Below are 26006 nucleotides of genomic sequence, written 5' to 3' on the forward strand. Positions count from 1 at the left end.
ATCGAAGATTATGCAGCAAGCGGGCGTAGTGACACAATCAGGGAGAGATAAGCGTCGGGCTGTCATTGAACGTCTTGTGCGCATGATGGTGACAAGCAGCGGCTTGTTGGTTTTGCTGACTTTAATGCTGATTTTCGTTTATTTATTGTACATCGTCGCGCCTTTGTTTAAGCCAGCCTCAATCAATTTACCAGAATCCTTTGCTGTGAATCGTAGCGCACCCACCATTGCTCTGGGGGTTGATGCTGCGGGGCAGGTCGGATATCGCATTGATGAGCAAGGTAAAGGCTATTTTATTCGGCTCAAGGCTCAGGGGGAATCTCCTGCCGGGAGTTTAATTCGCGCACAACAGTTATCACCATCGCCGGTATCAATTAGCCGCGCGGTGGGTGGGCAACCTTTGTATGGTGCTGGCCTGAGTAATGGCCGTTTCCTTCTGCTACAACCCGATTTTTCTGCCACACCACCAGGTTGGCAATTTCCCTTAGGTGAACAACCGCGCTTTATGGATTTGCAAGGTCAGCGGTTAATCCAATTGGCAGTGACTGAACCGCAACCACGGCAATTTGCTGTCGCGGCGGTCACTGAAGATGGTCGCTTGATGGCTGGGACGTTTAATACGCAGGGGCAGCAAGTCACCGAACAGACTGATGTGCCCAAAACCATCAACCAGCTATTATTGACACCTGACGGGCGTTTACTTTATCTCCTATCCGGTCATCAGCTATATATCTATCAATTCGGCCCTGAATTGACATTGCGTGAAGTAGTTCCTTTGCTTGATGACAAATCTCTTTCCGCCGGGCCACTGAACCTCTCTATATTGGCGGGCGGAAAATCGCTACTGGTGCAATCTGCGGATGGGCAATTAACCCAATGGTTTGATGTGCCAAAAGCGCCAGACAATCAGTACCATTTGACGCGGATTCGCAACTTTACCCCTGCAGGTAAGGGCTTACTAACGACCGAAAGTGCGCGCCGGGTGTTTGCTTCAGTATCACCACAAGGTGAATTGTCACTCTTCTCCAGTATTCAATCAGCACCACTGCTGCAACATAAATTGGCGCAGGGCGTTACCCATGCGGCGTTCTCTCCTTGGGGGGATCATTTGCTGGTGGAGAATGCCGCCGGTTGGTCAGCATATCCTGTCGATAATCGCTACCCAGACATTAGCTGGCGCAGTCTATGGCAGCGGGTGTGGTATGAAAATTACCCCGAACCGGCCTATGTCTGGCAGTCAAGCTCAGCAGAAGAGAGTTATCAAGCCAAATTCAGCCTGATACCGATTATCTTCGGTACCTTAAAAGCGGCAGGCTACGCCATGTTATTTGCTGTTCCACTGGCATTGGCGGGGGCGATTTATACTGCTTATTTCATGTCGGCCGGCTTGCGCCGAGTGGTTAAACCGGCCATTGAGATGATGGGAGCATTTCCGACAGTGGTTATCGGTTTGATTGCTGGTATTTGGCTAGCCCCAGTAATTGAACGTTATTTGACCGGAATTCTATTGCTACCGCCATTATTGGCGCTGACCATTTTATGGTGCGGTTGGGGCAGTGCTCGGTGGTCGGCAAAAACACAGCGGCAGTTGCCTGCTGGCTGGGATGTAGTGGTATTACTGCCGGTCATCCTGCTAACTGGGTGGTTGGCATTGTGGCTAGGGCCACCATTGGCAGTCTGGGTGTTGGGGATGCCATTGCATGAATGGTTGGGGGATAACTATGACCAGCGCAATGCTTTAGTGGTGGGTATCGCCATGGGGTTTGCCCTGATTCCGGTTATTTTCTCGCTAGCTGAAGATGCTTTATTCAGTGTGCCGTCGTCACTGAGTCAGGGTTCGTTAGCTCTGGGGGCTACCCCATGGCAGACATTGACTCGCGTTGTGCTGCCTTCGGCTTACGCGGGTATCTTCTCCGCCTTGATGATTGGTTTTGGTCGTGCCGTGGGTGAGACCATGATTGTGCTGATGGCCACCGGGAACACACCTATCATTGATGGCAGTATTTTCCAGGGGTTACGGGCAATGGCAGCCAACATTGCTATCGAGATGCCGGAAGCCGTGGTGGGGAGTGGGCATTATCGGGTGCTGTTTTTGACGGCCTTGGTGCTGTTTTGCTTCACTTTCTTAGTCAATACGCTCGCCGAATCTATTCGCCTGCGGTTACGTGAACGCTATCAGACGGAGCAGATTGCGTGATGACAGCAGCGGTAAAATCCGGCTTTGCCAAAAAGTGGTTTGCATCGGGTTCGCCATGGATCTGGCTGACGGCGGGCGCTGTCAGTGTCAGTCTGTTGGCGTTGCTGGGGGTGGTCTTATTATTAGCAGGGCAAGGGATGCGCTATTTCTGGCCTAGCCCGGTTTACCTGTTCGAACTTAAGCAAACTGCAGCCGGTCCGGTGAGAGTCATTGGGGAGATTTATCAACAGCAGTCTTTGTCACGTCAACAATTAGAGCAGGCTGGAGTGACTTTGCCGCCAGAGGCGGGTGAAACAGTGACTCGCTATCTGATTAAAACTGGCAATCGTGAGGTGCAGGGGCAAGATTTTCACCGGCTATTGGACAGTGATATTCAACAGCGCAGCCAGCCTAAAGACTTGCTGGTATTAGATCGTCAGCATAATGGCACTGCTTATGGCTTCCTGGCTGGGATGCTGGATAATGGCCAGCCGTTGGTGGGCAATGACTTAGCCCAAGAGCTGCAAAAGCGTATTCCGGTGATACAGGCACTGGTCGGGCAATCTAAAGATATTCAATTCCGCCAGATGAGCATGCTCAATCAACAATTCGAGGCATTGCGGCTTGAGAAAAAGCGCCTGCAAATGACGGGCGACTTTGACAGCAAATCACAGGACCGCGTTGATGCCGAGTGGGGGGAGTTGCAGCGCAGCCATCAGGCGATGATGACCAAGTTGCGTGGCCTACAAACCGATCAAAATCGCTACACTTTGCTATTGCGGGATATGAATGGGCAGGTTCATCCACTTTCACTTAGCCAAATCAACCTCGCTTGGTATCCCAATGATATGAGTTTCGGGCAGAAGCTACGTCATTGGGCGGCACAAACCCATAAGTTTCTGACCGATAATCCCCGCAATGCTAATACTGAAGGCGGTGTATTCCCTGCCATTTTCGGTACGGTATTAATGGTGATATTGATGTCTATCGTGGTCATGCCATTGGGGGTGATTGCTGCCGTTTACTTACATGAGTATGCGGGCAAAAACTGGCTGACTCGCCTGATTCGTATTTCGGTGGTGAATCTGGCTGGTGTGCCCTCCATTGTTTATGGCGTTTTTGGCCTCGGTTTTTTCGTCTATTTGATCGGCGGTTCGTTGGATAAACTGTTTTACCCTGAAGCACTACCTAACCCGACATTCGGCACGCCGGGTGTGTTATGGGCGGCATTAACGCTGGCTTTATTGACCTTGCCCGTGGTGATTGTGGCGACTGAGGAAGGGCTATCCCGAATTCCGGCCAGCTTGCGGCAAGGGTCGCAGGCTTTAGGGGCCAGCAAAGCTGAAACTTTGTGGCATATTGTGTTACCAATGGCGACCCCGGCAATGATTACCGGGCTGATTCTCGCAGTAGCACGCGCCGCCGGGGAAACGGCACCGCTGATGCTGGTTGGGGTAGTAAAGTCGGCGCCACTCTTGCCGGTCGACGGAGTATTTCCATTCCTGCATTTAGAACGTAAATTTATGCACTTAAGCTTCCAGATTTACGATATGGCTTTCCAGAGCCCCAATGTGGAAGCTGCCCGACCATTGGTGTTCGCCACCGCTCTACTGCTGGTTATCATTGTGGTTGGACTTAATTTAGCGGCTATCGGTATTCGCCATCATCTGCGTGAAAAATACCGCGGTTTGATGCTATGACTGAACTTTTTAACCCTCAGGACAGAATATGGGACTTTTGACGCCGGATTCACTGCCGCTGTTTGATGTGCAGCAATTGACTCGCGAGCAAACTGCACTGGCAGTAGAAAAGCTCAATTTATTTTATGGCGACAAACAGGTACTGCATGATATTTCATTTAATGTGCCGAAACATCGTGTTACTGCACTGATTGGCCCTTCCGGATGTGGCAAGTCGACATTATTGCGCTGCTTTAATCGAATGAATGATTTGCTGGATAACTGCCGTCTTGAGGGGGAAATTCGCCTGGGGGGGGAAGTTATCACGGATAAAAAAACTGATGTTACTGCATTGCGCCGACGAGTGGGTATGGTATTTCAGCGGCCTAATCCATTCCCAAAATCAATCTATGAAAATGTAGTATATGGCCTGCGTTTGCAGGGAATCCGTGACCGGCGAGTGCTGGATGATGCCGTTGAACGATCCTTACGAGCTGCGGCTTTGTGGCATGAAGTCAAAGACCGGTTGCGCGAAAATGCATTTCGCCTCTCCAGTGGTCAGCAGCAGCGTTTAGTGATAGCCCGAGCCATTGCCATTGAGCCAGAAGTACTGTTATTGGATGAGCCAACATCGGCACTGGACCCTATTTCGACTTTAACCATTGAAGAGCTGATAACCACATTAAAGCAGCAATACACCGTGGTGTTAGTCACTCATAATATGCAGCAAGCAGCGCGTGTATCAGACTATACCGCTTTTATCCATCAAGGAGGGCTGGTGGAATATAACGATACTGATGCCCTGTTTACTTCGCCACATCAGCGGCGGACTGAGGATTATATTACTGGGCGTTACGGTTAATACCCTGCATCTTTCAAGCCGCAGGTGTGTTGGCTACTTTCGCTTACCCGAATCACTTACTGATGTAAGCTCATCGGGATTCACTCTTTTGCCGCCTTCCTGCAACTCGAAATCTATTGGGCATGTGTGGTGGCCATCTTTCAAGCCGCAAGTGTGTTGGCAGCCCGAATCACTTATGTCTGTTCATCAGAATTTACTCTAAGTCACCCTCTGGTTACTTGATATAGCAGGGCAGTAAAAAAAGCTTTCTCAGGTTTTCACTTTATTTATCTACTGCGATTTAAGTTTACACTTTCATGTGCCGCTCGTTATAGGGGTGACTATTGAATGGAAGCGTTAAGTGAAAGAATTACTGATAACTCAGCCTGATTTTATGGAAACATTTCGCTGTGCAGGTACAGCATGTCGAGAACATTGCTGCAAAAATCAGCATGTTATTCTTGATAGAAACCGTTATCAGAAATATATCAAAAGCCCCTTTTCCGATATTAGACGCATTGCTGTAACCGAAATTTCTGTCACACAGACTAGTTTGGCTGCCTGGGCCCATATTATCCCTGATAGTCAGGGAAATTGCCCTTTCCTCGACGAACAACAGCTATGCCAGATTTATAAACACGTCGGTGTGAATGCATTGAGCAATAATTGTGCTTCTTACCCTCAGGTTGATCATGTTTATAAGAATCAAAAGATTAAAAGCATGGCACTTTCCTGCCCGGAGGTGACCCGACAGGTATTATTTTCGCCCAATGCATTAACACTTCGTTTTTCTACCATTAATCAATATGACTATTACAAAGCACCCGAAATCGTTACCGAGGAGCGATTGGTCAATCGAGTCTGTGCTGCTATTACTGTTGCCTGCTCACGAGAGTCTATTGAAGAAAATCTGTGGGTAATAAGCCATTTCTTGCAGACTTATCAAGCCAGCCATGATGTGAATAAAAATAAAATGGTCGAGATAGATAATCTACGAATAGAATTAATTGCGATGGTAGAGTCGGGGAAAGCGGCTGATGCATTAATGAATGGGGTTTGTACCCCGGTAATTCGTCATGAGCTCATGGGTTATTTACGCGATTTTATAGCGCAATTACCTAATATCCGTGGGAAGAGAACACTTACAAACTATGTTTATACCTCGTTGGACATCCCAACCAATAAGCTTATTGATCACAATTCAGTCTTTCGTCATTACTTTAATTACCGCATTCATCACGACCAATTGGCAATGGGGGACGCATCGGCAACGACGGTATTTAATCTGCAACTTATTGATTATTTTTATTTAAAACTATTGATAAACGCTCATATTGTTAAAACCGGTCAGTTTATTGAAGATGATATAATTGATATTGTCTATTCTTATCATGCTTGCCGCGAGTCGACAGATAGGGCAAGCCAACAATTCATACAGCAACTAACTGCCTTGGCAATGAGGGAGGATTTCTCAGTATTATCTTTACTGGGGGGAGAGGATGCGGGCTGAAAAATTTAATTTAACTCAGTATTTAAGTTAACTCGACGATGTGTCGTTTGTTATCTGTAAATTAGCCGTGATAATAGGATTCTATTTCGTGAAATAATTACAGATTATTCAGCCGGACTTTGTTAAAAACTTCAGTTACGTTGGATCAGCTTGTCGTGACCATTACTGTAATGGTTGGGATATTAGCATAGATAAAAACACCTATCGAAAATATAAAAAAAGCCAAAATCAAACAATCAGAAATATAGCAATCAAGAATGTTTCAGTGACGCGTACCAACACAGTTGATTGGGCTAAGATACGTCTTAAGGAAGATGGTAACTGCCCCTATCTTGATGAAGCAAGGTTATGTGAAGCGCATAAGCGACTGGGTAGCGCAGCATTGAGTCAAACCTGTTCAACTTATCCGCGTAGTCACCATTAGTACCAAACTGAAACATTCGATACACTCACTTTATCCTGCCCAGAAGTGACCCGGCTTGTTTTGTTTAACCCTAACGCATTTAGTCTGCATCCACATATTTTGCGTAATTTATTCCAGTATAATTTCTACCATAATAAATTTGCGCTGGACAATACGGATAATCTAGTCGAGAGTTTTTACAGATACACTATTGATTTCTTTATTATCAAATCGGTTATCAGCGCCTTTGTTGTCTATAATGACTCATTGAGTGAAGACGATATTATTAACATTGATTATGCGTATAATATTTTCAGTATCCACTATGGTGGCGCGAAAAATTTTTTGCTATCAAACATAGACGCAGTTAATGTAAATAATAATATCACATTACTAAACTTGTTAAATTAACTCTGATGATAAACATTGGGGCCATATAGCCCCAATTGACTAAGCACTCTTTATCGATGGCGTTTTATATTTGGCCAAATATTGTGGCTGGAAAATACACATACGAATTGCAGTACGGTATTCACCATTGATAAAGAACTCTTGTTTTAGCTCACCTTCCAATTCAAAGCCTAACTTGCTGTAGATATGGATCGCTTTTTTATTCTCTTTATCGACGATCAAATAGAGTTTATACAAATTCAATACGGAAAAACCGTATTCCATCGCGAGTCTTGCGGCTGAACCTGCATAACCTTTACCTTGATGGGCTGGGTCGATAATAATCTGAAACTCGGCGCGGCGGTGAATATGGTTAATTTCGACCAATTCGACTAAACCGACTTTGACACCCTGACCTTCAATAATAAAGCGGCGTTCGCTCTGATCATGAATATGTTTATCGTAGAGATCAGACAGCTCAACAAAAGCCTCGTAAGGTTCTTCAAACCAGTAGCGCATCACACTGGCATTATTATCTAACTGATGGACAAACGGCAGATCATCCCGCTCTAGTGGGCGTAACCGGACGCTGCTGGTGGTAGACATACTAATTCCTTATAGGGCGACAGCGGCTGCTGCCTTGAGAATTATAACCTTATACCCTTCGTACTTGAAGTTACAGGTGTGTTAGCCGCGCATCACTCACTTATGTAAGCTCATCGGGATTCTTCCCCTTGCCGCTTTCCTGTAATTCCAATGACTTTGAGTATGACAAAAGAAAAAGTAAAAAGGCGCTCACCGTGGAACGGCAGCGCCTTTTGTTAATCAATTTTAGTCAGATTATTCTGCTGCATACCCTTGTGTGGGTAAGCGCTTGCCATCAAGCCAAGCTGCATTATCGTGCATCACTAAACGGCCATCAGTAAACCAACTGACGACGAGTGGATAAATACTGTGTTCCTGAGTTTGCACTCTTTCAATGATATGCTCTTCGGTGTCGTCACTGAAAACCGGGACTTTGGCTTGCAGAATAACCGGGCCACCATCCAGCTCTTCAGTGACAAAATGCACTGAAGTGCCATGCTCTTGATCACCGTTTTCCAATGCTTGTCGATGGGTGTGCAAACCGGGATATTTCGGTAGTAGGGAAGGGTGAATATTCAGCATTCGTCCAGCATAATGCTGGACAAATTCAGGGCTGAGGATACGCATATAGCCCGCCAGTACCAGTAAATCCGGCTGATATTGATCAATAGCTTGTGCTAATGCCAAATCAAAACTGGCACGATCAGAGAATGCTTTAGCATCCAGCGCGTGAGCCGGAATCGCAGCTTGCGCCGCGCGTTCCAAACCATAAGCCTGTGGATTATTACTGAATACCGCACAAATGCTTGCTGAAATACGCCCTTGCTGCTGGGCATCTATCAGTGCTTGCAGATTGCTTCCTTGGCCGGAGACCAAAACCACGATTTTTTTCATATACCCTTCGTACTTGAAGCGGCAGGGTTGTTAGCTACGCTCATTCACCCGAATCACTTACCTGAGTAAGCTCATCGGGATTTGTTCGCTATGTGAGAATCTTAAATGGCTAAATGATTAATCACCAATATTACGGGTTAATCACCACCTGCTCTGCACCTTCATCGGCGGCGGCAATTACACCAATTTTCCAGGCTTTTTCACCGGATGCAGTCAGTAACTCAACGGCTTTATCGGCCAGTTCAGCGGGAAGGGCGACCACCATGCCGACACCGCAGTTGAATGTGCGGTACATTTCGTGGCGGCTGACATTACCGGTTTGCTGCAACCAGCTAAATACCGCAGGCCACTGCCAGCTCGCTTCATCAATGACGGCTTGAGTGCCTTGTGGCAACACTCTTGGGATATTTTCCCAAAAACCTCCGCCGGTCAGATGAGCAATGGCATGAATATCAAGTTGCTCAATCAGGCTAAGAATGGATTTTACGTAGATCTTGGTCGGCTCCAGCAGATGATCAGCCAGCGATTTACCTGCCAACTGGGTCTGTTCTGGATTGGTATTGCTAACTTCCAGAATCTTACGCACCAGTGAATAACCATTGGAGTGCGGGCCACTGGCACCTAAAGCGACCAGAGCATCACCGGGAGCAACTTTGCTGCCATCAATGATTTCAGATTTTTCGACTACACCGACACAAAAGCCAGCAACGTCATAATCTTCACCGTGGTACATTCCCGGCATTTCGGCTGTTTCGCCACCAACCAGCGCACAACCTGATTGTTTACATCCTTCGGCAATACCGGTAATGACGCTGGCGGCAGTATCCACATCCAGTTTACCAGTAGCAAAGTAGTCCAGGAAGAACAGCGGTTCAGCACCTTGGACCACTAAATCGTTAACACACATAGCGACTAAATCGATACCGATGGTATCGTGGCGTTTCAGGTCCATTGCCAGACGCAGCTTAGTACCTACACCATCGGTGCCTGAAACTAAAATAGGTTCACGGTATTTTTGTGGCAGAGCACACAGGGCACCGAACCCGCCCAATCCCCCCATCACTTCTGGGCGACGGGTTTGTTTAACCACACCTTTTATGCGATCAACAAGGTCATTGCCGGCATCAATATCTACACCTGCGTCTTTATAGCTGAGAGAGGTTTTGTTGGTCACAGCGAGGTCCCCACGGCGGTTGGCTGTTTGAGCTTTTACCCTTCTTACTTGAAGCCGCAGAGTGGTTAGCTGCACACACTCACCCTATCACTTACTGATGTAAGTTCATCGGGATTTGCTTGCTAGCTGCCTACCTGCAACTTCAATTGCTTCGGGTATAGGAAGAAAACGCGACAATTCTATCAGCGCAGGCAAACGTTTGCGAGTAGCTTGTGATATCACCCTGATTTTTAGCTTTCTTGACTTAATAATGATTTTCTATTGATCTGAATCAGGCTATTCATTGTGGCGTTCAAAAAAAAAGGCGGTATAATCTCGCGATTTTTTTGGCCGCCAGTCGCCTAACCAGGAGAAAAATAATGAAGATCGTTGAGGTGAAACACCCGCTAGTAAAACATAAACTTGGTTTGATGCGTGAGAATGACATCAGTACGAAGCGTTTTCGCGAGTTGGCGTCTGAAGTAGGGAGTTTGCTGACTTACGTGGCAACCGCTGATCTGGAAACGGAGAAAGTGACCATCGAAGGTTGGAACGGTCCGGTTGAGGTTGAACAGATTAAAGGTAAGAAAATTACTGTTGTGCCAATCCTGCGTGCTGGCTTGGGCATGATGGAAGGGGTGCTGGAAAATGTGCCAAGTGCTCGTATCAGCGTGGTGGGTGTCTATCGTGATGAAGAGACCTTGAAGCCAGTACCTTACTTCCAGAAGCTGGTGTCAAATATCAATGAGCGCATGGCATTGGTGGTTGACCCCATGCTGGCAACCGGTGGTTCGATGATTGCTACCATTGATTTGCTGAAGAAAGCTGGCTGTCAGAGCATTAAAGTGTTGGTATTGGTTGCGGCACCTGAAGGTATCAAGGCTCTCGAAGCAGCACATCCTGATGTTGAGCTGTATACCGCTTCCATCGATCAAGGGCTTAACGAACACGGTTACATTATCCCAGGATTGGGTGATGCCGGTGATAAGATTTTCGGAACAAAATAAACGATGATAGCCGACTCGATAGTCGGCTTTTTTTTGAATAATTTTTAGCGCAAACTTTTTTAAAGCAACCAACATCATATAACCATCTAACTCTAATTGAGAGGATAAGAGAACATGAGCCGTCGCACCATTGGGGTCAGTGAACGTCCGCCGCTATTGCAAACGATTCCCTTGAGTTTTCAACATCTGTTCGCCATGTTTGGTGCCACCGTTTTAGTACCTATTCTGTTCAAGATTAATCCAGCAACGGTATTGCTGTTTAACGGCATTGGCACTTTGCTGTATTTATTTATTTGTAAGGGAAAAATCCCGGCTTATCTCGGTTCCAGCTTTGCCTTTATTTCACCGGTATTGCTGTTACTTCCGCTGGGATACGAAGTGGCATTGGGTGGTTTTATCATGTGCGGGGTGCTGTTCTGCCTGGTGGCACTGATTGTAAAAAAAGCCGGTACCGGTTGGTTGAATGTCCTCTTTCCGCCTGCGGCGATGGGAGCAATTGTTGCGGTTATCGGCCTTGAGCTTGCGGGTGTTGCGGCGGGTATGGCGGGATTGCTGCCTGCGCAAGGGGTTACAGTAGACTCAACCACAATCATCATTTCAATGGTGACGCTGGGTGTTACTATCTTGGGCTCTGTGCTGTTCCGTGGTTTCTTTGCCATTATTCCTATTCTGATTGGTGTGCTGGTTGGTTATGCCTTGTCATTCGTGATGGGTGTGGTGGATTTAACCCCAATTCGTGATGCTCACTGGTTTGCTTTACCGACGTTCTATACCCCACGCTTTGAGTGGTTTGCTATTTTGACTATCTTGCCAGCGGCGTTGGTGGTGATTGCTGAGCATATCGGGCATTTGGTGGTAACGGCGAATATTGTGAAAAAGGATTTAATTCGTGACCCAGGCTTACATCGTTCAATGTTTGCCAATGGTATCTCGACGGTTATCTCCGGCTTCTTTGGCTCCACACCGAATACCACTTATGGTGAGAATATCGGTGTGATGGCGATTACCCGTGTTTACAGTACTTGGGTGATTGGTGGTGCGGCGATTCTGGCCATTATGCTGTCGTGTATTGGTAAGCTGGCCGCCGCTATTCAGGCAGTACCGGTACCTGTCATGGGCGGTGTTTCACTGTTGCTCTACGGTGTCATTGCCGCTTCAGGGATCCGCGTGTTGATTGAGTCAAAAGTTGACTACAACAAAGCACAAAACCTGATCTTAACCTCCGTTATTCTGATCATCGGAGTGAGTGGCGCCAAAGTCAATATTGGTGCCACTGAACTGAAAGGCATGGCGCTGGCAACGGTTGTGGGTATTGGTCTGAGCTTGTTATTCAAAGTGATCAGCTTGATCCGCACTGAAGAAGAAATTATTGACGCGCCGGATGAAGAGTCTGCGCTGAAATAAACAAAGATCTGGCCGAGCGGTTATCGTCAGTTCGGCCAGTTTTTCGCCTAAGATCAGGTTTTTATGCTGTTGTAATTTTTTGTGGTAAGCTTGCCATGTTTTCCCGCCCGTTTTGTTGGTTGAGGTGCTTCTGAATACGCCGGCACAGCTTTCACTGCCACTCTATCTTCCCGATGATGAAACTTTTGCTAGTTTTTATCCGGGGGAGAACCCGTCCCTGTTAGCTGCGATCCAGTCTGCTGTGCATCAATCTCATGGCAGTTATATCTATTTCTGGTCGCGTGAAGGTGGTGGCCGCAGTCATTTGTTGCATGCTGCTTGTGCTGAGTTATCGCAAAAGGGCGAGGCTGTTGGTTATGTCCCGCTAGATAAACGTGCCTATTTCGTACCGGAAGTGCTGGATGGTATGGAGCAGCTCGCGCTGGTGTGTATTGATAATATTGAGTGCATTGCTGGTGATGAGCAGTGGGAAATGGCGATATTTAATCTCTATAACCGCATTGTAGAAACCGGTCGTACCCGCTTATTGATCACCGGCGATCGTCCACCACGCCAATTAAATCTCGGTTTACCGGATCTGGCTTCTCGTCTTGACTGGGGGCAGATCTATAAATTGCAGCCGCTGTCAGATGATGAAAAACTGCAGGCTTTACAGTTACGTGCCAAATTGCGTGGTTTTGAACTGCCGGAAGATGTTGGTCGTTTTCTGCTAAAGCGCCTGGATCGGGAAATGCGCACCCTGTTTACGACACTCGATCAACTTGACCGAGCCTCTATTACCGCCCAACGTAAGTTGACTATTCCTTTTGTGAAAGAGATTCTGGGGCTTTAATCGCCTGTATCCTTGGTGCCGCGCGCACTCACCCGAATCACTGACTTGAGTCAGCTCATCGGGACGAGTTTGCTGGCTTGCTGTGTTCAGTTACCAACCCCGAATCACGGCAAGATCTCCAGCACCTGCTCCGGTGGCCGGCCAATTCGTGCTTTATCTTGATAAACTACAATTGGGCGCTCGATAAGCTTGGGATTATCACTCATCGCTTGTAGCAATTGATCCTGTGTCAGAGCCTTATCCGCCAGATTCAGTGTTTTGTAGAGATCTTCTTTGGTACGCATCAATTGACGAGCATCACTAAAATCTAACTGTTGCAGTAATGTTTTCAGTGTTGCCACGGAGGGTGGGGTATCTAAATACAACACCACTTGCGGCTTAATACCCTGCTGTTCGAGGAGTGCGAGAGTCTCCCGGCTTTTGGAGCAGCGTGGATTATGATAAATCGTCACCTCGTTCATTATAACTTTCCTTAAGACTTCTGATATTTGCGGAAGCGTTCATTCAATTGGCGCAACTGGTCAATGCGGGCATCATAGCGAGCTTGCTCTAAACTCCCTAACTTCACTCGTGCACTGGCATCGCTAAGTAAACCAATGGCCTGCGTCAACTTGCCACTTAATGCCAGACTTTCCGCGCGAGCTGCCAGCTCTTGGTCGCGTAACCCCTGAGCTGCAGCAGCTTGCGCCAGTAGATCCCAACCATTAGGATCATTTGGGTTAGAGAACGTATAACGATTCAATAACTTAATAGCAGCAGCCGGTTGCCCACCCTGTACATACGCATTAGCCAGATTTAACTGCAATACCGGTTGTTCATCTTTTTGTGCGGCGATCGCTTTTTGCAACCGCTCGATAGCCTGTGCCGGTTTGTTTTGCCCCAAATCGATATCTGTCATCAAATCGAGGAACCAAATATTGCCCGGCTGTTGTGTTAACAGCGGTTGCAGCTGATTGCGGGCCTCATCATATTTTTTGGCTTGATACCACAAAATGGCCTGACCATATTTGGCAGCCAGTTGCTCACGCGTGGTGCCTTTACTTAAGGTCTCCAGCAAGTCTGGTGTTAGGCTGTTTTCAGTCGAACCATACATGCCCAAAATACGCACTTTGGCGAATAAATAGTCTTGCGAGGAGGCAATAGGATGCGGCTTCATCTGATTGGCACGGTTACGCGCATCGGATAGGCGGCTGTCTGGTAAGGGGTGAGTCAGTAGCATTTCTGGCGGTTTGGACGCATATCGCGACTGATCTGCCAGTTTTTGCAGAAAGTTTGGCATAGCCTGTGGATCAAATCCTGAACGTTGCAGCACTTGAATACCAATGCGGTCAGCTTCCTGTTCATTGCTCTGGGTAAAGCTGATAATACCCTGCTGAGCACCAGCCAGGGTGCCGCTCAGGCCCGCCATACCCGCTTGCGGGCTGGCCATGGTCAGCAGGATTGAACCTAATACACCAACCCACGTCAGTGGGGCCATTCGTTGCTGTTCCTCCATGGCTCGCGCCAAATGGCGTTGTGTCACATGGGATATTTCATGGGCTAACACTGATGCCAGTTCACTTTCGTTATCGGTATAACGGAACAGGGCCGAGTGAAGCACCACATTGCCACCAAAGAAAGCAAAGGCGTTAATTTGATCATTATTGACTAAGTAGAAGTGAAATGGTGTGCGCACAGAGTAGGCGTTGGCAACTAAACGGTTACCTAATGTATTGATATATTGTGTTAATAATGGGTCATAAATCAATGGTGTACTGGCGCGCATTTGGCGGACATAAAAATCCCCCATAGCCTTTTCTTGATCAATACTCAAGGTTGCACCCGCTGAAGTGCCGATGTCGGGTAGCAAATCTTGCGTCTGTGTTGCCGCTTGAGCAGATATTGATCCGGTGAGCAGTAAACTACTCATTAGCGTGGCGATCACTGTCTTGCTTAACCGACTTGTTTTACATAACCAATATGTCATAAACGAGGTGGCCCCTACTAATGTAATGACAATTAGACTCCGAGATGTGTAAGAGTTCTTCTTCCTTGCTCTGCTCTCCAGTACAATCATCACGAAAGCGAGTTAGATCACAAAAATAGTCTTAAATAGGTCAAAAGGTTAAGCTCTTCATCCGTTGCTGAAACTAGCAACTATCTTAGTCAGCCTATCGTTATAAAGGAATAGTTATATAAAGGAATGGAGTCTAAGGCAATGACGATAACATAACGACTGACGCGTAAAACTGGCCTTCGGGTTAAGCCTCTGTTTTCCGGGGCGGTTAAAGGAACTTACCCATTGTGTAAGTTCCTCATGGTACTTAAGGAGCAATTTCGGATGCTAGAGCTGTTGTTACAGTGGTATCGTCGGCGTTTTGCTGACCCGCAGGTTATCGCATTACTGGTTATTTTGTTGGTCGGGTTCTGCATTCTCTACTTCTTTAGCGGTATTTTAGCCCCTCTGTTGGCGGCTATTGTATTGGCATATCTGTTGGAGTGGCCTACCGCTCGCTTACAACGTGTTGGCTGTTCACGCCCATGGGCGGCGAGCATCGTATTGGTGGTATTTGCCAGTATCATGCTGCTGGCGGTGTTTGTTGTGGCTCCTACAGTGTGGCAACAAGGTAATAATCTGATATCAGATATGCCTAAGATGCTCAATAAATTCAATGCGTTTGCTCAGACATTACCTGCACGTTACCCTGCATTGGTGGATGCCGGTATTGTCGATATGATGGCAGAAAATCTGCGTAGCAAGCTGTCCGGTATGGGAGAGTCAGTGGTTAAAATCTCTCTGGCTTCATTGATCGGCTTACTGACTTTGGCAATCTATTTGATTTTAGTGCCATTGATGCTGTTTTTCCTGCTCAAAGATAAAGAGCAGATGCTGAATGCGGTGCGCCGTATTCTGCCGCGAAATCGTGGTTTGGCCGGGCAGGTGTGGCTGGAAATGAACCAGCAGATTACCAATTATATTCGTGGAAAAGTGCTGGAAATGGTGGTGGTCGGCATTGCCACGTATTTAGTGTTTTTCGTGATGGGCATGAATTATGCGCTATTACTGGCTGTATTAGTCGGTTTTTCTGTCTTGATTCCTTACATTGGCGCGGTAATAGTCACTATCCCTGTGGTGCTGGTGGCGCTATTCCAATGGGGGGTTGGTGCCGATTTCTGGACTCTTTTTGTCGCCTATCTGGTCGTACAAGGGCTGGACGGCAACTTGCTGGTGCCAGTACTGTTCTCTGAAGCCGTAAACCTGCATCCGCTGGTGATTATTCTGTCAGTGATCATTTTTGGCGGCATGTGGGGGTTCTGGGGGGTGTTCTTTGCCATTCCATTGGCCACATTGGTTAAAGCGGTTATTCATGCGTGGCCGGAGGAGTTTATCCCCGACGTAGATTAACTATCCCTTGCGCCCTTGCTGCAAAAGCAATGGTTTTGGGGATGTATTGTAACCTTGCTGCAACTGCGGTGTTAGCCGCACTCAGTTACTCGAATTAATGAGTTTAGCCCATAAAAAAGAGCGCTTAAGCGCTCTTTTTTTGCAATGGTGGATAATGGCGAGTGCAGCATGACTTAGGCACTTTGGCGCAAATAATCCATGACGATATCGTGGTGGTTAGTGGTTTTAAAATTATCAAACACATGCTCCACCTTACCATTGGCATCAATTAAGAAGCTGATACGATGGATTCCGTCGTAGGTTTTACCCATAAAACTTTTCTCACCCCAGACGCCAAATTGCTCTGAAACCTGGTGATCTTCGTCAGACAGTAGAGTGAAATTCAGTAATTCTTTTTCGGCGAAGCGCGACAGTTTTTCCGGTTTATCGGTGCTAATACCCAGCACTTCGACGCCGACTTTCTTCAGTTCATCCATGTTGTCGCGCAGACCGCAGGCCTGAACAGTACAGCCAGGGGTCATGGCTTTAGGATAAAAATAGACTAAGACACGTTGTCCCTGGAAGTCGGCCAAACTAATTTGCTCGCCATCTTGGTCGGGCAAACTAAACTTCGGCGCAATATCACCGGCTTTCAATGGGCTCATTACTAACTCTCCATTCGTGAGTCATGCTGTGGATAGTTCACAACGCTAATACTGCCTTGTGCGTTGAGTTCTGTACATAGCTGATAAAAGGCTTGTTCGATTAATGAACTGTTTTGGCTGGCAGGGCTGTGTGCACTGATCTGGATATGCAAACGAGGAGGAATGTTTCCTACCGCCGGTTGAGTCTTGGAAACCAACTCCGCGATATTCATATTGTGGCAATGGAATAGATTGGTAAACCGTTCAATAATATGAGGGGAGTCATTGACTTCAACTTTTACCCAGACTGTGGCAGGCATCGCTTTCTGATTTTGGGCATTGGTCCGCTTCATGACAATCAGCAAATCAAGCTCTGCACCTTTTTGTGGCAAGGTTGATTCCAGCAGGGTAATAGCGTTCCAACTGCCGGAAAGCAGCATAATAAATGTGAACTCCTCACCAAACATGGCCAGCCGGCTATCTTCAATATTACAACCGCAGCTACTGACGTGGCGGGTGATGGTATTCACGATTCCAGGGCGGTCAGCACCGAGTGCGGTAATGACCAGATAATGTTCATCAAGCTGCGGCAAAATCGCTCTTCCTGTCATGCTCTTTGGGGTTACCATGGTAAACATAAAAAAAACCTGCTGCCAAGCGCTTACAACACAGTTGTTTGCTTGCTTTTGGATAGAGGTCAAAAGTACCATGAGGAACTTGTTTAAGTAGGGGGTGGGCAATGTTTACGGGAAGTTCGATGTTTACAGGAAGCATAGTTGCGCTGGTAACGCCGATGGACGACAAAGGTGCTGTCGATCGTGCGAGTCTTAAGAAACTTATCGATTATCATGTAGCCAGTAAAACTGCGGCGATTGTCTCCGTGGGCACGACGGGTGAATCTGCAACGCTGAATCATGACGAACACGTTGATGTGGTCATGCAGACGCTCGAACTGGCCGATGGCCGCATCCCGGTGATTGCCGGAACCGGCGCTAATGCCACCTCCGAAGCAATTTCATTGACACAACGGTTTAATAATACCGGTGTGGTGGGTTGCCTGACTGTGACGCCATATTATAACCGTCCGATGCAGGAAGGGCTATATCAACACTTTAAAGCTATCGCTGAAAGTACCGATTTGCCACAAATTCTCTATAATGTGCCATCGCGTACCGGTTGCGATATGTTACCGCCGACTATTGCCCGCTTAGCCAAGATTAAAAATATTGTTGCTGTTAAAGAGGCAACAGGGAACTTAAGTCGTGTAAGTCAGATCCAAGTGCTGGTTGATGATGAAGATTTCATCCTGCTCAGTGGTGACGATGCGAGCGGACTAGACTTTATGCAACTGGGCGGCAAAGGTGTTATTTCGGTGACAGCAAATATTGCTGCGCGCGAAATGGCTGAACTTTGTGCATTGGCTGCACAAGGTAACTTTGCAGAAGCACGCCGTTTGAATCAGCGCTTGATGCCGTTGCATCAGCATTTATTTGTAGAAGCAAACCCAATTCCGGTGAAATGGGCCGCGAAGAGACTGGGATTAATGGCAAATGATACCTTGCGTTTGCCTATGACCCCGTTGACCTCTCCGGCTAAACGGATTGTGGAAGACGCGCTGAAAAGCGCAGGTTTGCTGTAACTCTTAGGGAAATTTGATGGCAATATCATTGCAAAAGTCGACGGTGGTAACGGTTGTGGGTGTTTCGCTGGCAATACTGCTGGCAGGCTGTACCACAGACCAACGCTACAAACGCCAGGTTGGCGGTGACGAGTCTTATCTTGAAGCTTCGGGGCTAAGGTCGCTGAACTCACCGGCCGGGATGATCCTGCCTGTGCAAAATGGTGAGTATGATGTCCGCTCTGTCAATTCTCAAGGCGCTGTGGGTAAACAGTTGGACATCCGTCCTCCGGTACAGCCACTGGCATTGCTAAGCGGGTCTCGTGCTGAAAATGCTAGCGATACCAGCAAGCTATTGTTAGAAAATAGCCCACAAAATCGTAATCTATGGGCGCAGGTTACCCACGTTCTGCAAGATAAAAACTGGACGATAGCTAGCCGTCAGGATGCTAACCAAACACTGACAACTGACTGGATCAAATGGAATCGCGCAGATGAAGACGTTCAGTTTGAAGGCCGTTATCAGATAAGTGTGCAGGAACAAGGTTATCAGTTGGCGTTAGTGGTGAAATCCCTTGCTTTACAGCAAGGTGGCAACCCAGTTACCGGCTATACCGAAATCCAGCGCTACAATGGTGCCATGCTGAATGCCATCGTAGAAGGCTTGGATAAGGTTCGTTCTGATAGCGAAAGCAGTCAGGCATCTCGTCGCGTCGGTCCTTTGGATGTCCAAAGTGGTAGCGATGATACTGGCTTGCCGCAATTAGTGGTCCGCGCACCTTATGCTGTGCTGTGGGAGCGCCTACCAGCCGCACTTGAAAAAGTGGGCATGAAGGTAACGGATCGTAGCCGTCCGCTGGGCACGATTAACGTTACCGTTAAATCTATGAGCAGCAGTAGCTGGGACGCGTTGGGGGCTAAAGACCCTGAATTGCCAGAAGGTGATTATAAGTTGCAAGTCGGTGACCTTGATAACCGCAGTAGCTTACAGTTCATTGGCCCTAAAGGGCAGACACTAACCCAGTCGCAGAATGATGCACTGGTCGCCGTGTTCCAGGCAGCGCTTAGCCAGACGAGTGCTACAACTACCAAATAAAACCAAAGGGGCTGCGGCCCCTTTATTTATTGAACATTGTCATATCACTGGAGTAATAAGATGCAAAAGCTAGCTGAGTTGTATCGTGGCAAGGCGAAGACCGTCTATACCACCGAAAATCCTGACCTATTGGTATTGGAGTTCCGTAACGATACGTCAGCACTGGATGGTCAGCGCATTGAGCAGTTCGATCGTAAAGGCATGGTAAACAACAAATTTAACCATTTCATTATGGCTAAATTGGAAGAAGCCGGTATTCCTACCCAAATGGAACGTTTGCTGTCAGATACCGAAGTGCTGGTAAAAAAACTGGAAATGATCCCGGTTGAATGTGTCATCCGTAACCGTGCTGCGGGTTCGTTGGTCAAACGTCTGGGTATCGAAGAAGGTTTGCCGCTGAATCCACCGCTGTTTGATCTGTTTTTGAAAAATGACGCCATGCATGACCCAATGGTCAATGAGTCTTACTGCGAAACCTTTGGCTGGGCAACTGAAACACAATTAGCGCGGATGAAAGAACTGAGCTATTTGGCCAATGACGTGCTGAGCAAACTCTTTGATGATGCCGGTTTAATCTTGGTGGACTTCAAGTTGGAATTCGGCCTGTTTAACGGTGAAGTGGTCTTGGGTGATGAGTTCTCACCTGATGGCAGCCGTTTGTGGGATAAGAAAACCTTAAACAAGATGGACAAAGACCGTTACCGTCAAAGTTTAGGTGGTTTGATTGAAGCTTACGAAGAAGTTGCACACCGTATTGGCGTAAAATTAGACTAGCCACGCAATCGATTACGTTTCATTGACGTCGCTGTTTTAGGGGAGGGACTCTCGGTCTCTCCTTATTCCTTACCTTCTTTTGTCATTCGTTTGCGACCTTGTGGATACATCTGAATCTCACCCTCGGTACCAATCATTTATTCTTTTAATGGTATTAGCTCCGGAGATTTCCTACGATAATGTGTAAGGAATATATCTGGGGGCATAGCTATGCGTTGGCAAGGCCGTCGCGAAAGTGACAATGTTGAAGACAGACGTGGTAACTCATCCGGTGGCGGTGGTGGTTTCCGGCCGCCAATTGGTGGCAAAGGTGGCTTGGTTATCTTGATTGTGGTGCTGGTAGCCGGTTACTACGGCGTTGACCTGTCGCCGCTATTAAATGGCAGCGACCCGATGTCACAAACCCAGACACAGCAAAGCCCACCACGTTCTGTCAGTGCCAAAGATGACCAATATGCTAAATTTACCTCGGTCGTGCTGGCAGATACTGAAGATACTTGGAAACCTATTTTCGAAAAGATGGGCCGGACCTATCAGGAACCTAAACTGGTGATGTACCGTGGTGCAACTCGTACCGGTTGTGGTACTGGGCAATCCGTTATGGGGCCGTTTTATTGCCCGGCAGACAGCACGGTTTATATCGATCTCTCTTTTTATGAGGAGATGAAAAATAAGCTGGGTGCTGGCGGCGACTTTGCGCAGGCCTATGTCATTGCTCATGAAGTTGGCCACCATGTGCAACATTTAATGGGGATTGATACCAAAGTACGTCAGCAGCAGCAGGGGGCATCTCAGGCGGAAGCTAATCGGTTATCGGTCAAAATGGAGTTACAGGCCGACTGTTTTGCCGGGGTATGGGGCAAAGCGATGGAAGCGCAGAATGTGTTGGAAGTGGGTGACTTACAACAGGCCTTGAATGCCGCGCAGGCCATCGGTGATGACCGGCTACAGCAACAAAGCCAAGGGCGCGTAGTGCCGGATAGTTTTACTCACGGCACCTCTGCACAGCGCTACACCTGGTTTAAACGAGGTTTTGACAGCGGTGATCCGAATAGCTGCAACACCTTTGCCAGCCGCTAATAGCGCTAGAACCTCAAGTAAGCAGGGATTATCATAAGAACACTTTTTGCCGGTACATTCGTCGCCGGCAATTTTATTGCAAGGCAGGGATAACCATGGCCGCTCTCGATCCAACTTTATTAATTCTCTTAGCGCTGGCTGCACTTGGCATAATCAGCCACAACATGACTGTCACATTAGCTCTTCTAGCTCTCATTGCTGTTCGCATCACTCCTCTGAATCAGTTCTTCCCGTGGATAGAAAAATATGGCTTAACCATCGGCATATTGATATTGACCATTGGTGTTATGACGCCGATTGCCAGTGGGAAAATCAGCGCCAGCGAAGTCTTACACTCCTTTGTGCAGTGGAAATCAATATTAGCCATTGTGGTCGGGGTGGCGGTTTCCTGGCTTGGTGGCCGAGGTGTTTCGTTGATGACGCACCAACCGTCAGTAGTAGCGGGCTTATTAGTCGGAACGGTATTGGGTGTTGCGCTGTTTCGTGGGGTGCCGGTTGGGCCATTGATTGCCGCCGGGCTGCTCTCGCTAGTGATTGGTAAATCCTAGCGTGAGTGATATGGCGGCTGCCTGTCAGCCCATTGTTGCTTGCCAATCATTAATGGCGCAGCAGGGGATTCGGCGCTTATTGGTGCTCAGTGGTCATGCAGATTGGGCACGGCAGCAGGCGTTGGCGCTATGTGGGCCATTAGCCGGTGATTGGTTGTGGATTGGCGAGGATTTACCGGCAGATATTAATGGCATCCGCCCGGCTGCGGCAAAAACTTTGCTTGGACAGGAGTGGTTACATGCGGTGTTTGATGCTACTGATGGCTTGAATACTGAAGCTCTGGCCGTGCTGGCGGGGACATTGCGAGCGGGCAGTTGGTTGGTGCTGTTAGTGCCGGAATGGCACCGTTGGCCACATTTGCCTGATAACGATAGTTTGCGTTGGAGTGAACAAAGTGAGCCAATCGTAACGCCTAACTTTATTCAGCATGTACAACGGCAAATCCTGGCTGACTCTGATGCTATTTTATGGCAACAAGGCCAGCCGCTCTCGCTGAGTGCCGGGCATCCCTATCCTGTCTGGCTGCCGCCTGATGGCACCCCAACCACAGAGCAACAAGCGATTCTGCAGCGCCTGATGCAGGCACATGCGGGTGTTTGGGTGTTAACGGCAACTCGCGGTCGAGGGAAGTCGACGCTCGCCGGGATGTTAGTGGCATCTTGGCCGGGCAACTGCTGGGTAACCGGGCCGGGCAAAGCCGCCACTCAGGTGCTGAGTCAGCGAGCAGGAGAGCGGGCGCGCTTTTGGGCACCAGATGCACTATTGGATTACTGCCAAAGACATGATGTCAGTAAGGTTGATTGGCTACTGATTGATGAGGCTGCAGCTATCCCGACAGCGCTGTTATCTACACTCTTGGCCTACTTCCCACGGGCATTATTAACGACCACAGTGCAGGGATATGAGGGGACTGGGCGCGGCTTTTTATTGAAATTTTGTGCCACGTTGAGCGATTGGCACCATTTAACCTTGTCCGACCCGATTCGCTGGGCCAGCCATGATCCGCTGGAGCGCATTGTGGATGATATTCTGCTGTTTAATGATGAATTGCCAGCAGCTCAATCCCTTGCTTTGCAGGTTGATATTACGCCCTGTGAGCAGCGCGATTGGCTGGATAATCCTGAATTACTGCGGCATTTCTATGGTTTACTTTCCAGCGCGCATTACCGCACCACTCCCCTTGATCTCCGGCGTTTGATGGATGCGCCGGGAATGCACTTCTCTGTGGCGAAAACCGCAGATTCAGTGATTGGTGCTTTGTGGCTGGTGGATGAGGGCGGCCTGGATAGTACCTTAGCTCAGGAGATTTGGGCTGGCAGACGGCGGCCTAAAGGCAGCTTGGTGGCGCAATCATTGGCGGCTCACAGTGGTCAATGGCAAGCACCGACCTTACTGTCACGGCGTATTAGCCGGGTGGCAATTGCGCCATCATGGCGACGCCAAGGTATTGCCCGCCAGATGATTTCCGCCGAGTTGGCGCGAGCGCAGCAGGATCAACTTGATTTTCTTTCGGTCAGTTTTGGGTATACCGCCGAGCTAGCTGCTTTTTGGGATGCCTGTGGATTTCATCTGGTACGCATAGGCAGCCACCGAGAGGCCAGTAGCGGCTGTTATGCTGCCATGGCGATATTGCCCTTGAGTGGTGCTGGTCAGGCGCTCTATGACGCAGCGCGGCAGCAATTAATGCGCGATTGGTATTGGTTACAGCAATGGATTGATCTGGATACGCCATTGTCGTTGCCACAGTCAGAATCGGTTGATATCACTTTAAATGACGACGACTGGCGCGAGCTTGCCGGGTTTGCTTTTGCTTTCCGCCCATTAGAGGCCAGTTTACCCGCTTTGCAGCGGCTATTATTGCAGACAGAGTTGCCTCTCGCGGCATTGCGGCAATATTTGCAGCAGAGCATTGCGCCAGCCGAGATTGTTAACCATTTGGGGATTTCAGGTCGCAAAGCACTGATGACTCAGTGGCGGCAAGAGGCCGCACAGGGAATGGCGGCTATTGATGCTATTAAGATGGAGTTAATGAGGGAGTTGTTTAGCTAGTTGTTTAGGTGATTCGGTTCGGTTGACATAAGATTGGCGGCAATCTTACCTCCGATGCTCCAACTGCCAAAGAGGTCACAAGCGCGTGACCCCTTTGGAATCCCCGCGCTTGCGCATGGATGCGAATCGCGCTGCTCGGTTGAGGTGGTGGAGAACAGGTGATCACCGAATGAATACCAACCGAAACCATACTCAAACTCGGTCACCTGAATCAATATCCATCAAACCCAGCTCCCATACTCATGCACCCGCATCATCAATAATTCCCACCAATTCCATCAATAAAACCCAATATCCCTATTAAGCCAACAGCGTATAGTCACTTTATCGTTAACTTAATGATTAAAGGTCTCGCAATGAATCAGAAAAATATCGTGGTGCAGCAACCTGAAAAACCAGAAAAATTGATTTTACTGTTCCACGGCGTCGGTGATAGTGCCGCTGGTATGGCACCCGTCGGGAGTCATTTTGCTCAAGCTTTTCCTCAGGCATTGGTAGTCAGTATTGATGGCCCTTTTGCGAGCGGCGTAGGCAACGGGCGGCAGTGGTTTTCAGTTCAAGGCATTACCGAAGAGGGCCGTCAGGGACGTATTGATGACGTGATGCCGCAATTTTTGGCCACTGTACGTCAATGGCAACAGCAAAGTGGCCTGAATGCACCGCAGACCACATTGGTTGGTTTCTCACAGGGGACGATTATGTCGCTAGAGGCTGTGAAAGCACAGCCGCAATTAGCAGGGCGAGTGATCGGGTTTAGTGGGCGCTTTGCCACTTTGCCGCAACAGCCAATAGGCGATGTGATGATTCACTTGATTCATGGTGAGCAGGACGGGGTTATTCGGGTCGAGCATGCCAAAGCTGCAGTCAGTAGTTTAACGGCCTTGGGTAATCAGGTGACGCTAGATTTGGATGCTAATACTGGGCATGGCATCAACCAGCTGATGCTGGAACGCGCGCTCGCTCGACTACATCAGGATCGTGCGGAGAAATGATTGTTTCAGACGAAAGGGGGAGTTCCCCCTTCCGTTTAATGTGCTTCGTTACCCATTTACTTTTTCTTGTTTTTATCTGGCCAGTCATCGTCGTCATCCCACTGTGCATTATTATCGCGGTGTGGGGGTAACTCCGGTTTATTGCTCAAAAATTTCTTATGATCAAGGCGGCGTAACTCTTTGATGCCGTTTAAAATAATACCCGCCAACAGGATAAGAATTATCCACCAGTAATCTGCAAGCCAATGCATAGCTAACTTCCTTATATACCTTCATCTTTCAAGCCGCAGGTATCTTGATGGCAGCTTGAAATCTATGAGGTATGAATAAATCGTGAAAAAATCATAGGTAAATGGCGGCTAAGCCACTTACTGCCTGCCACATCTTGTGACTGCCAAGCTTCCAGCAAGATAGCTGGGGTCAGTAAATGTTCTGCCGCTTGTGCCAAAGGGCGATAACTCAGATGCCAAGGCTCGGCGGCAACACCGCCGGTATCTTCGCTAAAAGGCCGGTAAAAACCAAAATCGGCCATATGAGTATCAAGCCATTGTGTTAGCGGATAAAAATAGCCACCCGCTTGGTATTCCCATGGCTCCAGTTGTAATTTTTCCTGCGCGGGCAACAGCGACGGATCGTAAATATCTAAATCACTGCCCCAGTGATGGCGGCTGGCTCCCGGTAGTGCTGACCAACGTAAAATAGCTTCACAGCGTGCAGCGTCATCAAGCTGAAAAACATCTATTGGCTGACTGTCTTTATCTAATACTGGTCGTTCACCGCGAAATTTACCATTCCAGATAGCTAATTGACGCTCAAAATCACGAAAAGTACTGGCAGGTTGTAAATCAAAACCTGCCACTTTAGCCGCCTGCTGCATGGCCAAAAAGGCATCAACCGCTTGTGGTTGCATGCGGTGATTACCCGTTAATACTTCCAAATGCTCTGTTGAGCGGCCAGTAAGCATCT

General features: G+C 48.1%; 25 protein-coding genes. 16 read left to right on the top strand and 9 right to left on the bottom strand.

From position 1 onward, the window contains the following. Nucleotides 1–10 precede the first annotated feature (10 nt). The 5 genes from DJ58_RS17340 to fliB (DJ58_RS23835) all read left to right on the top strand — a co-directional run bounded on the left by DJ58_RS17340 (nucleotide 11) and on the right by fliB (DJ58_RS23835) (nucleotide 6630). On the top strand, nucleotides 11–2197 hold the full coding sequence (locus DJ58_RS17340; protein ID WP_004707807.1) for an ABC transporter permease subunit: 2187 nt from the start codon (nucleotides 11–13) through the stop codon (nucleotides 2195–2197). Next, nucleotides 2197–3876 carry a phosphate ABC transporter permease PstA gene (gene pstA, locus DJ58_RS17335; RefSeq protein WP_032910712.1) on the top strand — a complete coding sequence of 560 codons (1680 nt, stop codon included), beginning with the start codon at nucleotides 2197–2199 and terminating at the stop codon, nucleotides 3874–3876. Before DJ58_RS17340 ends, pstA begins: the two co-directional genes overlap by 1 nt. A gap of 28 nt (nucleotides 3877–3904) precedes the next feature. Further along, complete coding sequence (gene pstB / locus DJ58_RS17330) at nucleotides 3905–4717, top strand: phosphate ABC transporter ATP-binding protein PstB (protein ID WP_004707805.1); 813 nt, start codon at nucleotides 3905–3907, stop codon at nucleotides 4715–4717. Nucleotides 4718–5057: 340 nt separating this feature from the next. Then, nucleotides 5058–6206 (top strand): flagellin lysine-N-methylase, encoded by a 1149-nt coding sequence (gene fliB, locus DJ58_RS22540; protein WP_004707802.1) that lies wholly within the window; start codon nucleotides 5058–5060, stop codon nucleotides 6204–6206. 106 nt (nucleotides 6207–6312) lie between these two features. Continuing rightward, the gene (gene fliB, locus DJ58_RS23835; RefSeq protein WP_226977665.1) at nucleotides 6313–6630 is read left to right on the top strand and encodes a flagellin lysine-N-methylase; all 318 of its coding nucleotides are present in this window, start codon (nucleotides 6313–6315) and stop codon (nucleotides 6628–6630) included. A gap of 429 nt (nucleotides 6631–7059) precedes the next feature. Here the strand turns inward: fliB (DJ58_RS23835) and speG are convergent, their stop codons facing one another. From speG to purM, 3 genes are all read right to left on the bottom strand, one after another. Further along, a complete protein-coding gene (speG, locus tag DJ58_RS17325) occupies nucleotides 7060–7605 on the bottom strand; it encodes a spermidine N1-acetyltransferase (RefSeq protein ID WP_004707799.1) in 546 nt (181 codons plus the stop codon). Between the two features lie 234 nt (nucleotides 7606–7839). Continuing rightward, complete coding sequence (gene purN / locus DJ58_RS17320) at nucleotides 7840–8478, bottom strand: phosphoribosylglycinamide formyltransferase (protein WP_004707797.1); 639 nt, start codon at nucleotides 8476–8478, stop codon at nucleotides 7840–7842. A gap of 130 nt (nucleotides 8479–8608) precedes the next feature. Further along, complete coding sequence (purM, locus tag DJ58_RS17315; RefSeq protein WP_004707795.1) at nucleotides 8609–9652, bottom strand: phosphoribosylformylglycinamidine cyclo-ligase; 1044 nt, start codon at nucleotides 9650–9652, stop codon at nucleotides 8609–8611. A gap of 359 nt (nucleotides 9653–10011) precedes the next feature. Between purM and upp the strand changes: the two genes are divergently transcribed. The 3 genes from upp (at nucleotide 10012) to hda (ending at nucleotide 12874) form a co-directional block, all read left to right on the top strand. Next, nucleotides 10012–10638: a uracil phosphoribosyltransferase gene (gene upp, locus DJ58_RS17310; RefSeq protein ID WP_004707793.1), complete on the top strand. Its 627-nt coding sequence runs from the start codon at nucleotides 10012–10014 to the stop codon at nucleotides 10636–10638. A gap of 114 nt (nucleotides 10639–10752) precedes the next feature. After that, nucleotides 10753–12042, top strand: a complete 1290-nt coding sequence (gene uraA, locus DJ58_RS17305) for a uracil permease (protein ID WP_004707791.1) — start codon at nucleotides 10753–10755, stop codon at nucleotides 12040–12042. 124 nt (nucleotides 12043–12166) lie between these two features. Continuing rightward, a complete protein-coding gene (gene hda / locus DJ58_RS17300) occupies nucleotides 12167–12874 on the top strand; it encodes a DnaA inactivator Hda (RefSeq protein WP_032910750.1) in 708 nt (235 codons plus the stop codon). 104 nt (nucleotides 12875–12978) lie between these two features. Here hda and arsC read toward each other — a convergent pair whose 3' ends face one another. After that, a complete protein-coding gene (arsC, locus tag DJ58_RS17295; protein WP_032910711.1) occupies nucleotides 12979–13335 on the bottom strand; it encodes an arsenate reductase (glutaredoxin) in 357 nt (118 codons plus the stop codon). Between the two features lie 11 nt (nucleotides 13336–13346). Beyond that, entirely contained in the window at nucleotides 13347–14840 is a 1494-nt protein-coding gene (gene bepA / locus DJ58_RS17290) for a beta-barrel assembly-enhancing protease (RefSeq protein WP_050130785.1), read from the bottom strand. Between the two features lie 354 nt (nucleotides 14841–15194). Here bepA and DJ58_RS17285 point away from each other — a divergent pair, with 354 nt between their 5' ends. After that, the gene (locus tag DJ58_RS17285; RefSeq protein WP_004707783.1) at nucleotides 15195–16259 is read left to right on the top strand and encodes an AI-2E family transporter; all 1065 of its coding nucleotides are present in this window, start codon (nucleotides 15195–15197) and stop codon (nucleotides 16257–16259) included. Nucleotides 16260–16432: 173 nt separating this feature from the next. Here DJ58_RS17285 and bcp read toward each other — a convergent pair whose 3' ends face one another. Together bcp and DJ58_RS17275 are read right to left on the bottom strand one after the other, a co-directional pair. Next, nucleotides 16433–16903, bottom strand: a complete 471-nt coding sequence (gene bcp, locus DJ58_RS17280; protein WP_004707781.1) for a thioredoxin-dependent thiol peroxidase — start codon at nucleotides 16901–16903, stop codon at nucleotides 16433–16435. A 2-nt stretch (nucleotides 16904–16905) separates the two neighbouring features. Further along, nucleotides 16906–17475: a glycine cleavage system transcriptional repressor gene (locus DJ58_RS17275; RefSeq protein ID WP_032910710.1), complete on the bottom strand. Its 570-nt coding sequence runs from the start codon at nucleotides 17473–17475 to the stop codon at nucleotides 16906–16908. Between the two features lie 164 nt (nucleotides 17476–17639). Here DJ58_RS17275 and dapA point away from each other — a divergent pair, with 164 nt between their 5' ends. The 7 genes from dapA (at nucleotide 17640) to ypfH (ending at nucleotide 25040) form a co-directional block, all read left to right on the top strand. Beyond that, nucleotides 17640–18521, top strand: a complete 882-nt coding sequence (dapA, locus tag DJ58_RS17270; RefSeq protein ID WP_032910709.1) for a 4-hydroxy-tetrahydrodipicolinate synthase — start codon at nucleotides 17640–17642, stop codon at nucleotides 18519–18521. Between the two features lie 16 nt (nucleotides 18522–18537). Next, nucleotides 18538–19596, top strand: coding sequence for an outer membrane protein assembly factor BamC (gene bamC, locus DJ58_RS17265; RefSeq protein WP_004707774.1), 1059 nt, complete (start codon nucleotides 18538–18540; stop codon nucleotides 19594–19596). A 60-nt stretch (nucleotides 19597–19656) separates the two neighbouring features. Beyond that, on the top strand, nucleotides 19657–20370 hold the full coding sequence (gene purC / locus DJ58_RS17260; protein ID WP_004707773.1) for a phosphoribosylaminoimidazolesuccinocarboxamide synthase: 714 nt from the start codon (nucleotides 19657–19659) through the stop codon (nucleotides 20368–20370). Between the two features lie 210 nt (nucleotides 20371–20580). Next, the gene (gene ypfJ, locus DJ58_RS17255; protein WP_004707771.1) at nucleotides 20581–21450 is read left to right on the top strand and encodes a KPN_02809 family neutral zinc metallopeptidase; all 870 of its coding nucleotides are present in this window, start codon (nucleotides 20581–20583) and stop codon (nucleotides 21448–21450) included. 95 nt (nucleotides 21451–21545) lie between these two features. Beyond that, nucleotides 21546–21998: a DUF441 domain-containing protein gene (locus tag DJ58_RS17250; RefSeq protein WP_004707769.1), complete on the top strand. Its 453-nt coding sequence runs from the start codon at nucleotides 21546–21548 to the stop codon at nucleotides 21996–21998. Between the two features lie 10 nt (nucleotides 21999–22008). Continuing rightward, complete coding sequence (locus DJ58_RS17245) at nucleotides 22009–24048, top strand: tRNA(Met) cytidine acetyltransferase TmcA (protein ID WP_032910749.1); 2040 nt, start codon at nucleotides 22009–22011, stop codon at nucleotides 24046–24048. A 356-nt stretch (nucleotides 24049–24404) separates the two neighbouring features. Beyond that, entirely contained in the window at nucleotides 24405–25040 is a 636-nt protein-coding gene (gene ypfH, locus DJ58_RS17240) for an esterase (RefSeq protein WP_032910708.1), read from the top strand. Between the two features lie 56 nt (nucleotides 25041–25096). Here the strand turns inward: ypfH and DJ58_RS17235 are convergent, their stop codons facing one another. Together DJ58_RS17235 and DJ58_RS17230 are read right to left on the bottom strand one after the other, a co-directional pair. Then, nucleotides 25097–25291 carry a YpfN family protein gene (locus tag DJ58_RS17235; RefSeq protein ID WP_004707765.1) on the bottom strand — a complete coding sequence of 65 codons (195 nt, stop codon included), beginning with the start codon at nucleotides 25289–25291 and terminating at the stop codon, nucleotides 25097–25099. A gap of 62 nt (nucleotides 25292–25353) precedes the next feature. Continuing rightward, nucleotides 25354–26004 carry a M15 family metallopeptidase gene (locus DJ58_RS17230; RefSeq protein WP_004707763.1) on the bottom strand — a complete coding sequence of 217 codons (651 nt, stop codon included), beginning with the start codon at nucleotides 26002–26004 and terminating at the stop codon, nucleotides 25354–25356. Between the last annotated feature and the right edge of the window lie 2 nt (nucleotides 26005–26006).

This window comes from Yersinia frederiksenii ATCC 33641 (assembly GCF_000754805.1).
In the GTDB taxonomy this organism is placed as follows: Bacteria; Pseudomonadota; Gammaproteobacteria; order Enterobacterales; family Enterobacteriaceae; genus Yersinia; species Yersinia frederiksenii.